5 protein-coding genes and 1 pseudogene are annotated in these 9,469 nt (G+C 68.0%); 4 read left to right on the plus strand and 2 right to left on the minus strand.

Annotation, left to right across the window (positions count from 1 at the left end; genetic code table 11):
• A pseudogene (locus DBR12_RS22650) lies at positions 1-1,398 on the minus strand (glutamine-synthetase adenylyltransferase); the annotation flags it as partial.
• Between the two features lie 98 nt (positions 1,399-1,496).
• On the opposite strand from DBR12_RS22650, the gene DBR12_RS08835 reads away from it, so the two are divergent.
• From DBR12_RS08835 to DBR12_RS08850, 4 genes are read left to right on the plus strand one after another with little or no spacing between them, the layout of a single operon-like run.
• Complete coding sequence (locus tag DBR12_RS08835; protein WP_108616914.1) at positions 1,497-5,651, plus strand: YhdP family protein; 4,155 nt, start codon at positions 1,497-1,499, stop codon at positions 5,649-5,651.
• The gene (locus tag DBR12_RS22655) at positions 5,648-6,466 is read left to right on the plus strand and encodes a carbon-nitrogen hydrolase family protein (protein WP_108616915.1); all 819 of its coding nucleotides are present in this window, start codon (positions 5,648-5,650) and stop codon (positions 6,464-6,466) included. The genes DBR12_RS08835 and DBR12_RS22655 overlap by 4 nt, the downstream gene beginning before the upstream one ends.
• Positions 6,463-8,541, plus strand: a complete 2,079-nt coding sequence (locus tag DBR12_RS08845; protein WP_233244366.1) for a nitrogen regulation protein NR(II) — start codon at positions 6,463-6,465, stop codon at positions 8,539-8,541. Before DBR12_RS22655 ends, DBR12_RS08845 begins: the two co-directional genes overlap by 4 nt.
• Positions 8,541-9,170: a response regulator transcription factor gene (locus tag DBR12_RS08850; protein ID WP_108616917.1), complete on the plus strand. Its 630-nt coding sequence runs from the start codon at positions 8,541-8,543 to the stop codon at positions 9,168-9,170. Before DBR12_RS08845 ends, DBR12_RS08850 begins: the two co-directional genes overlap by 1 nt.
• Before the next feature lie 86 nt (positions 9,171-9,256).
• Here the strand turns inward: DBR12_RS08850 and DBR12_RS23550 are convergent.
• Positions 9,257-9,469: hypothetical protein (locus tag DBR12_RS23550; protein ID WP_369861428.1), on the minus strand; the 213-nt coding region annotated here is incomplete at its 5' end.

Here is a 9,469-nt window from a genome sequence, read left to right on the forward strand (position 1 = left end):
TACGCGTTCGCGGAATCCGGAAGGCAGTTGCTCCAGCAGCGCCTCCAGCTCAGGCGGAGGGGGCGCAGCAGCGCGGGGGCCACCACAGCCGCCGCCATTGCATTGCTTCTTGCCCGCCCCCCCCAGCAAGGTGTCGAACTCCTGCGCCACCAGCTCGCGGTGGGCATCCAGCTCATGCAAAAAAGCGCAGCAGTCTTTGAAGCCCATGGTCTGGGCGATCCAGGCCAGGTCGTCATCGCGCGTAGGCAGCACATGGGTCTGCTGGTCGTCCAGATACTGAATGCGGTGCTCCACCCGGCGCAGGAAAACATAGGCCTGCGCCAGCGCGTCGGCCGTCACCTGTGGCATGAGGCCTGCGTGGGCCAGCCGCTGCAGGGCGTCAAGCGTGGGGCGGCGGCGCAGCTCGGGAAACTGGCCGCCGCGCACCACCTGCAACAGCTGCACGGTGAATTCGATCTCGCGGATACCGCCGCGCGAAAGCTTCACGTCGTTGGCACGCTCCGGATGGCCCGCGCTGCGCTTGGCGGCGTGGTCGCGGATCTGGCTGTGCAGGGAACGCAGCGCGTCGAACACGCTGTAGTCGAGATAGCGACGGAAAACGAAGGGCAGCACCACCCCCCGCAGCGCCTGTACCTCGGGGCGGCCAATGCTGTCGCGAGGGGCCACCACCCGGCTCTTGAGCCAGGCAAAACGCTCCCACTCACGGCCCTGGATCTGCAGGTATTCCTCCAGCGCTGCCAGCGACACCGAGGCCGGGCCCGAATTGCCGTTGGGCCGCAGCGCCAGGTCCACGCGGAACACAAATCCATGTTCGGTGGTGTCGCCCACCAGGCTGTAGATGGCCTTGACGGCGCGCGCAAAGTACTCGTGGTTGGAGATGCGGCCCCGGCCGTCCGGCATGCCTGCGGTTTCGCCGTCATGCTCGTAAACGTAAATCAGATCGATGTCACTGGACACATTCAGCTCGCGGGCGCCGAGCTTGCCCATGCCGATGATCCAAAGCTGCACGGGCTGACCCTGCGGCCCACAGGGTGCACCATGGCGCTCGTCGAGTTCGCGTCGCGCCTGGGAGCAGGCTCGATCCAGGGCCAGCTCGGCAAGTTCGGTCACGGCGCGGGTGATGTCGGCCAACGGGGCCTGGGCCTCGCAATCGAGCCGGATGAGCCGCTCCATGACCAGCTGGCGCAGCATGCGCAGAGCGGTGCCGGTGTCGCAGCCCCGTGTGCACAGCGCCTCGTAGGCCTGCTCCATAGTGGCCAACACCGGATAACCGGGTGGCAGCAAAGTAAGGTCGTTCGCGTAGCGGCGGTGCAGGCGTTGGTAAAAGCGCGAGTGCTCGGCCAGCGGCCCCTCGGACAAGGGCTGGTTGCAGCGGGGATCAGCGGACGGTGCGGTCATGGCGAACAGGGCGCGGGAAGCCCAAGGCTGCGTACTGAGTTTGTAGTGAACCCACGCGAGGCACGCGGGTCATAATTCCTGCCACATTCAATCCCACCATGATCGATCCCACCACGCACCCCTCACGCCTGCTCAAGATAGTGGCAGGTTTTGCGCGGTGGTCACTGGGGTTGCTGCTCGCCTTCTGGCTGCTGCTGACCATCGCGTGGGGGGCCCTTCATGGCTGGATTGTGCCGCGAATCGGGGACTTCCGCCCACAGCTGCAGGCGCATGCCGCACGGGCTCTGGGGGTTCCCGTCCAGATTGGTGCCATCGCAGCCCGCACCGAAGGGCTGATGCCGTCGATTGAGCTGTCGGACGTGGCGCTGCTGGACGCCTCGGGGCACCCAGCCCTGCACCTGCCGAGGGTGGTCGTGGCGCTGTCGCCCCGCTCGCTGCTCAAGGGCGGTTTCGAGCAGCTTTATGTTCAAAGGCCAGAGCTGGACGTGCGCCGTGCCAGCGACGGTCGCATCTACGTCGCGGGGCTGGAGTTTGCCCAGAACCAGGGCGACAACAACGATGCGGCCGACTGGCTATTTTCCCAGGGCGAGGTCTTCATCGAGGATGGCACGGTCCGCTGGACCGACGAGCAGCGAGGCGCCCCCGCACTGGCGCTGGAGAAAGTCAACCTGCTGCTGCGCAACGGCAACTGGCACCACCACATGCGCCTGGACGCCACCCCGCCACCTGGCTGGGGCGACCGCTTCACCGTAGTAGGTTTGTTCCGCGCGCCGCTGCTGCGTGCTGGCGATGGCAACTGGAAACATTGGAACGGCCAAGTGTTTGCCGATTTTGCGCGGGTCGATGTATCGCAGCTTCGCCACCACGCCGACGTGGGTATTGAGGTGGCGCAGGGCCGCGGTGCGCTGCGCGCCTGGGCCGATGTGCGCAGCGGGGAGATTGTGGGCGGCACAGCCGACCTGGCGTTGGCCGATGTGAACACAACCCTCAGCCCCGATCTGCAGGCACTGGTGCTGCCCTCCATCCAGGGGCGCCTGGGCGGGAGGAGGTTAAACGGTGGGTTCGAGTTCTCCACCCAAGGCCTGCAGTTCCAGACCGATGACGGCCTGACCTGGCCTGGCGGGAACCTGCGGCTCATTCACACGGCGGCCATGGGCAAGGCCCCGGAGCAGGGCGAGCTCCGTGCCGATCGCATGGACCTGGCTGCGCTCGCGCAGATCGCCAGCCGCCTGCCCTTGGGCCCTGCAGCGCTTGATGCCGTGCACACCTACACCCCAGAGGGCTTGGTCGATGAGATTCAGGCCACCTGGAAAGGCCCCCTTGATGGCCTGCAGCAATACCAGGTCAAAGGCCGCATCCGGGGGCTGGCACTGGCCGGAGGCCCCAAAGGGGCCGCGCCCACCCATATGGGCCTGCGCGGCGCCACGGTGGACATCGACATGACCCAGACCGGCGGCAAGGCTGCGCTCACGATGGCCTCCGGGGCGCTGGTGCTGCCGGGCGTGTTCGAAGACCCAATGCTCCCGCTGGACCGGCTCAGCGCCGACCTGCGCTGGCAGATCGAGGGCAGTCGTATCGCCGTACAGGCCAATGATGTCCAGTTTGCCAACGCAGATGCTCAGGGTGAGGTCCGCGCCTCCTGGCACACCAGCGATGCCAGCAAGGCGCCCCACAAATCGCGCTTTCCGGGAGTGCTAGACCTCACCGGCACGCTCAACCGCGCCGACGGCACGCGCGTGCACCGCTATCTGCCCCTGTCCATCCCTGCCGAGTCGCGCCACTATGTGCGGGATGCGGTGGTGGCGGGCAGCGCCAGCAACGTGCAGTTCCGCGTCAAAGGCGATCTGCACGACCTGCCCTTCAACGACCCCAAGTTGGGGGAGTTCCGCATTGCGGCGCGGGTCAAGGACGTGACCTACGCCTATGTGCCGCCCTCGCTGCAGCCTGCCGGAACCCTGCCCTGGCCCGCGCTCACCGAGCTAGGAGGCGAGCTGATCTTCGAGCGCTCATCCATGATGGTCCGCGGCGCCAGCGGCAGCTTTGCGGGCAGCAAGGGCCTGCGGCTTTCAAAGGTGGACGCCAGGATCCCCGACCTGGAACACACCGTGGTGGCCGTGAACGCCGACGCGCGTGGCCCCCTGGCCGAGCTGCTCACGCTCATGACCACCTCGCCCCTGGGGGGTATGACCGGCCACGCGCTCGACCAGGCCAGCGGCACCGGCAATGCCGATTTCCAGCTGCGCCTGAGCCTGCCCATCAGCGACATCAACAAATCAAAGGTGCAGGGCACCGTCACGCTGGCGGGCAACGAGCTGCGTATCACCCCCGACACGCCCGCGCTGAGCCGGGTGCGGGGTGCCGTGCAGTTCAGCGAAACCGGGTTCTCGCTGACCAACATGCAGGCCCAGGCGCTGGGCGGCAACGTGCGGCTGGAGGGCGGCATGAGGGCGCTGGCGCCCAACGCGCCCGCCACCGAATCGGCCGTGCAGCTGCGCGCCCAGGGCACGGCCACTGCCGAGGGCCTGCAACAGACGCCTCAGCTGGGCACGCTGGCGCAGCTGGCACGCCGTGCCACCGGCAGCACGCCCTACACCCTGGCCCTGGCGTTCCGCCGGGGCGTGCCCGAATTGCAAGTGAGCACCACACTGCAGGGCCTGGCACTGGCGCTGCCACCGCCGCTGGGCAAACCCACCGACAGCAGCCTGCCCTTGCGCTTCGAGATCCAGGTGGCGCGCGAATCCCTCACCGGCCTGGCCGTCAACGGCAACAACACCCCCCCACTGCGCGACCAGATCACACTGGACCTGGGCGCCCTGGGCTCGGCCACCTACCTGCGTGACCTGAGCGGCCCCCAGCCCCGCGTGCTGCGCGGCGCCATTGGCCTGGGGCTGAGCGGCGGGGAGGCTGCACCACTGCCCGCGCAGGGCGTGGCCGCCAACATCAGCCTGGGCAAGGTGGACGTGGACGCCTGGGAGGACGTGCTGACGCAGGCCACCACGGCCGAGCCATCCGCTCGCACGGCCCCAGCCGCTATCGCCGCGCCTGGCCCCTCCGGCGCAGCCATGGCGCAGGACTATCTGCCCACCACCCTGGCACTGCGTGCGCGCGAGCTGACGCTACAGGGCCGCACCCTGCACAACGTGGTGGCGGGCGCCCTGCGCGACGGCACGACCTGGCGCGCCAACCTGGACGCCACCGAACTCAACGGCTACCTGGAATACCGCCAGCCGGGCAGCGCCGACCATCCCAACGGGCGTCTGTTTGCACGGCTCTCGCGCGTGAACATGCCGCAGAGCGAGGTCACGCAAGTGGAATCCCTGCTGGACGAACAGCCCGGCACCTTGCCCGCGCTCGACATCGTGGTGGACGACTTCGAGCTGCGCGGCAAACGCTTGGGCCGGGTCGAGGTGGAGGCCCAGAACCGGGGCGGCGAAGGCGCCCAGCGCGAGTGGCGTCTCGCCAAGTTCAACATCACCGCGCCTGAGGCCAGCCTCACTGCCAACGGCAACTGGGCCGTGCTCAATGCGGCGGGGGCCGCCCCGCGCGCGGCTGAGCGGCGCACGGTGCTGAACTTCAAACTTGACATCCGCGACTCGGGCGAACTGCTGGGCCGCATGGGCATGGCCAATGTGGTGCGGCGTGGCAAGGGCCGCATGGAGGGGCAGGTGGCCTGGATCGGCGCGCCTTTCAGCCCCGACTACCGCAGCATGACCGGGCAGATCAACCTCAATATCGAGTCCGGCCAGTTCCTCAAGGCCGACCCGGGCCTGGCCAAGCTGCTGGGCGTGCTGAGCCTGCAATCGCTGCCACGCCGCCTGACGCTCGACTTCCGTGACGTGTTCAGCGAGGGTTTTGCGTTCGACTTTGTCCGGGGCGATGTGCGTATCGAGCAGGGCGTGGCCACCACCAACAACCTGCAGATGAAGGGGGTCAACGCCGCCGTGCTGATGGAAGGCCATGCCAACATCGACCACGAAACCCAGGACCTGCGCGTGGTGGTGGTGCCCGAGATCAACGCCATGACTGCCTCGCTGGTGGCCACAGCCATCAACCCCGTGATCGGGCTAGGCAGCTTCCTGGCTCAGGTGTTCCTGCGCGGCCCGCTCATCGAGGCTGCCACGCAGGAGTTCCGCGTAGACGGCACCTGGGCCGACCCGCGCGTGGTGCGTGTGGCGCGCCGAGGCCGCGAGGCCAGCCCCGCCACCGATGCCACGCCCCGCAGCAGCCCACCGAAGAATGGAGAGCCCTCATGAAAGTAGCCGCCATCCAGATGGTGTCCGGAACACAGCGCGACGACAACCTGCGCGCGGCCCGCGCACTGCTGGAAGAGGCTGCTCAGGGCGGCGCCGAACTGGCCGTGCTGCCCGAATACTTCTGCGTGATGGGCCACAAGGACACCGACAAGCTCGCATTGCGCGAGGCCGACGGCGATGGGGTGATACAGCGATTTCTGGCCGACACGGCGCGTGCGCTGCAGATATGGATCGTGGGCGGCACCCTGCCATTGCAGACCGCCGCGCCCGACCGCGTGCGCAACACCACGCTTGTCTTCAGCCCCACCGGCACCTGCGTGGCGCGCTACGACAAGATCCACCTGTTCCGCTTTGACAACGGGCGGGAGTTGTATGACGAAGGCCGCGTGATCGAGGCAGGCAACACGCCGGTGCAGTTCGACTTGCAGGCGCGCGATGGCCAGCGCTGGCGGGTGGGCCTGTCGGTTTGCTATGACCTGCGCTTTCCTGAGCTGTACCGCGCCCACGCCAGCGCGGGTGCCGACCTAGTGCTGGTGCCCAGCGCCTTCACCCACACCACAGGGCAAGCGCACTGGGAGGTGCTGCTGCGCGCCCGCGCCATCGAGAACCTGACCTACGTCCTGGCCCCCGCACAGGGCGGCGTGCACGAGAACGGGCGCCACACCTGGGGCCATAGCATGCTGGTGGACCCCTGGGGTACCGTGCTGGCGCAGCAGGACCAGGGGCCTGGCACCGTGGCCGGCGTGCTGGATGCACAGCGTTTGCGCGCAGTGCGCGCGCAGCTCCCCGCGCTGACGCACCGCGTGCTGCCGTGACCAACACCCGCCCCCCCCGCACTCTTGTACAGCGCTGGCGCGGCGCATGGCGACGCTGGTCGCTCTGGACGGCCCTTGTGCTGCTGGTCGTGTCAATGCTGGCCACCATGGTGTGGCTGGCGGGGCGCTACGAGGCCAGCCAGGTGCAGACGCGCCTGGAGCGCGATGCGGCCGATGCGGTGTCCGACATCCGCACCGCCCTCACACACAATCTGCAGAGTCTGCAGGCGCTGCCCGCCGATGCGCCGGGGCAGCTGGCCTGGGAGGTCGAAGCCTCAGAGCTGCTGCGCATTCGCCGCGAACTGGTGCGCATCGAATGGCGCGACGCCCACCTGAAGCTGCGCACCCATGTGCAGTCGCCCTATCGCCCCGTGGCCTGGGACATGCGGCTGCGCGAAAGCAGCCAGTCCGACCTCAGCATCGCTTGCACCAACGCCCGGCGCCTGGGCAGCCCCGCCTATTCCACCAGCTACTTCCAGCCGCATGGCGACGGCCTGGGTTCCGAGATGATGGAGTTGTGTGTGCCCCTGACTGCCGGAGGGCGCACCACCGGGTTCCTGGTGGCCACCTACGGGCTGCAGGACATGCTGCTCAACCTGGTGGCGCACAACCTCACGCGCAGCCAGGAGGCCTCGTTCACCGAACCCGACGGCACCCGCCTGGCCGTGATGGGCGCAGCCCGCCGGGGCTCGCGCATGTTCACAGCCCAGCACCTGCTGGACCTGCCCGGGGCCACCCTGGTGCTGCGCATGGACGGCTGGCATACCGCGCCCAGCGTGTTCCCCAACGTGCTCACTGCGCTGGTCACCGCCATGTCGATTGCGCTGGTCACGGTGATGGTGGTGCTGGTGCGCGACAACCGCCGCCGCCTGCGCGCCGAGCGTGACCTGGCCGACGCGCTGGCGTTTCGCAAGGCGATGGAGGACTCGCTCGTCACCGGCCTTCGCGCCCGCGACCTACAGGGTCGCATCACCTACGTGAACCCGGCGTTCTGCGAGATGGTGGGCTTCACGCCGCAGGAACTGCTGGGCCTGAGCATGTCGGCGCCGTACTGGCCCCCCGAGCGCGTTGAGGAATACCAGCAGCGCCAGGCCATCCGTTTTGCAGGCACCATGCCACCGCGCGAAGGCTTCGAGTCCGAATTCATGCGCAAGGACGGCACACGCTTCCCTGTGCTCATCATCGAAGCGCCGCTGATCAACGCACAGGGGCAGCACACCGGCTGGATGAGCGCCTTCCTGGACATCAGCGAGCAGCGCCGCGTCGAAGAACTCTCGCGCGCCTCGCAGGAGCGGCTGCAGGCAACCGCCAGGCTGGCCACGGTGGGCGAGATGGCCTCGCTGCTCAGCCACGAGCTGAACCAGCCGCTGGCCGCCATCTCCAGCTACGCCAACGGCTCGCTGAATCTGCTGGAGCAGCAGGCCGCTCCAGCCCTCGCTTGCACGTCCGCAGACACCAGCGCAGCCCCGCCCGTCCCCGATGCGCTCGATGACGTGCGCATGGCCATGCGCCAGATTGCGCGCCAGGCCGAACGCGCGGGCCGCGTGATCAAAAGCGTGCACGACTTTGTGCGCCGCCGCGACCAGGCGCGCGAGGCGGTCAGCGCGCAACAGCTGCTCGACGCCATCCTGCCGCTGGTGAGCCTGCAGGCGCGCAAGCTGGGTGTGCGCGTGTTCACCACCGTGGAGCCCGGCCTGCCCTCCACGCTGTGCGACCGCACCATGGTCGAGCAGGTGCTGCTGAACCTGGCGCGCAACGCCATGCAGGCCATGGACGACCCCACCGTGCGCACCCGCGTGCTCGACATCCGGGTGCGGCACGCGGCCTCCAGCCAGCACAGCGACTGGATCGAGTTCGTGGTGACCGACCAGGGCACCGGCATCCCGACCGAGGTGGCCGCCAAACTCTTCACCCCCTTCTTCACCACCCGCCCCGAAGGCATGGGCCTGGGCCTGAGCATGTGCCGCACGGTGATCGAGCAGCACGGTGGTTTTCTCGGGTTCGCACCGAATTCGCCGCGTGGTACGGTGTTCACGTTTACGCTGCCCGCCTCCCAACCTGATTCAAGACCCTGATGGAACCCATCACCAACGCCACCGTGTACATCGTGGACGACGATGCCAGCGTGCGCGAAGCCCTGGCCTGGCTGCTGCGGTCGCGCAGGCTGCCCAGCGAGTCCTACGACAGCGCCGAGGCCTTCGACGCCATGCTGCAAAGCCGCTCGGCCCAGCGCCAACCCTGCTGCCTGCTGCTGGATGTGCGCATGCCCGGCATGAGCGGGTTGGCGCTGTTCGACCAGCTCTCCGCGCGGGGCGCACTGGCCACCATGCCGGTGATTTTTCTCACCGGCCATGCCGACGTGCCCACGGCGGTGGACACCGTCAAGCGCGGCGCGTTCGACTTCTGCGAAAAACCCTTCTCCGACAACGCCCTGGTGGACCGCATCGAGCAGGCGCTGGCCCAGTCCACCGAACGCCTTAGCCAGCTGCGCGCGCGCAGTGACCTGCAGGTGCGGCTGGGCGATCTGACCGACCGCGAACGCGACGTGATGGACCTGGTGGTGGCGGGGCTGCCCAATAAGCTGATCGCCGACCAGCTCGACATCAGCGTGCGCACGGTGGAAGTGCACCGCTCGCGCGTGTTCGACAAGATGCAGGTCAAGTCGGCCGTGGAGCTGGCCAACCTGCTGCGCGGGGCGGGGTGACTTTCAGCGGCCAAGGACTGCGGTTCTAGAGATTTTTAGGCCGTCTGCGCGCATCCCATGGCGCTTTATAGCTATCAAAAAATGAGTCATTTGGGTGGCTGGTCGGCATCGTCGCCCGGCAACTCGCCCTTCTTGCGGCCCGAGAACATGGTCCACCAGACAATGGCCACCAGCAGTACCAGCGCTAGCAGCGCTTCAAGCAAAATCAGCCCCATGACCTTGAACCCCCTGCGCCTTGTTGTGACGGCGCTGATTGTAGGAACGCTGGCCGCCTGCTCCACGCCGCCCGCCCCAAGCCC

The sequence above is a fragment of the Acidovorax sp. HMWF029 genome, from assembly GCF_003060895.1.
Classification (GTDB): domain Bacteria; phylum Pseudomonadota; class Gammaproteobacteria; order Burkholderiales; family Burkholderiaceae_C; genus Acidovorax.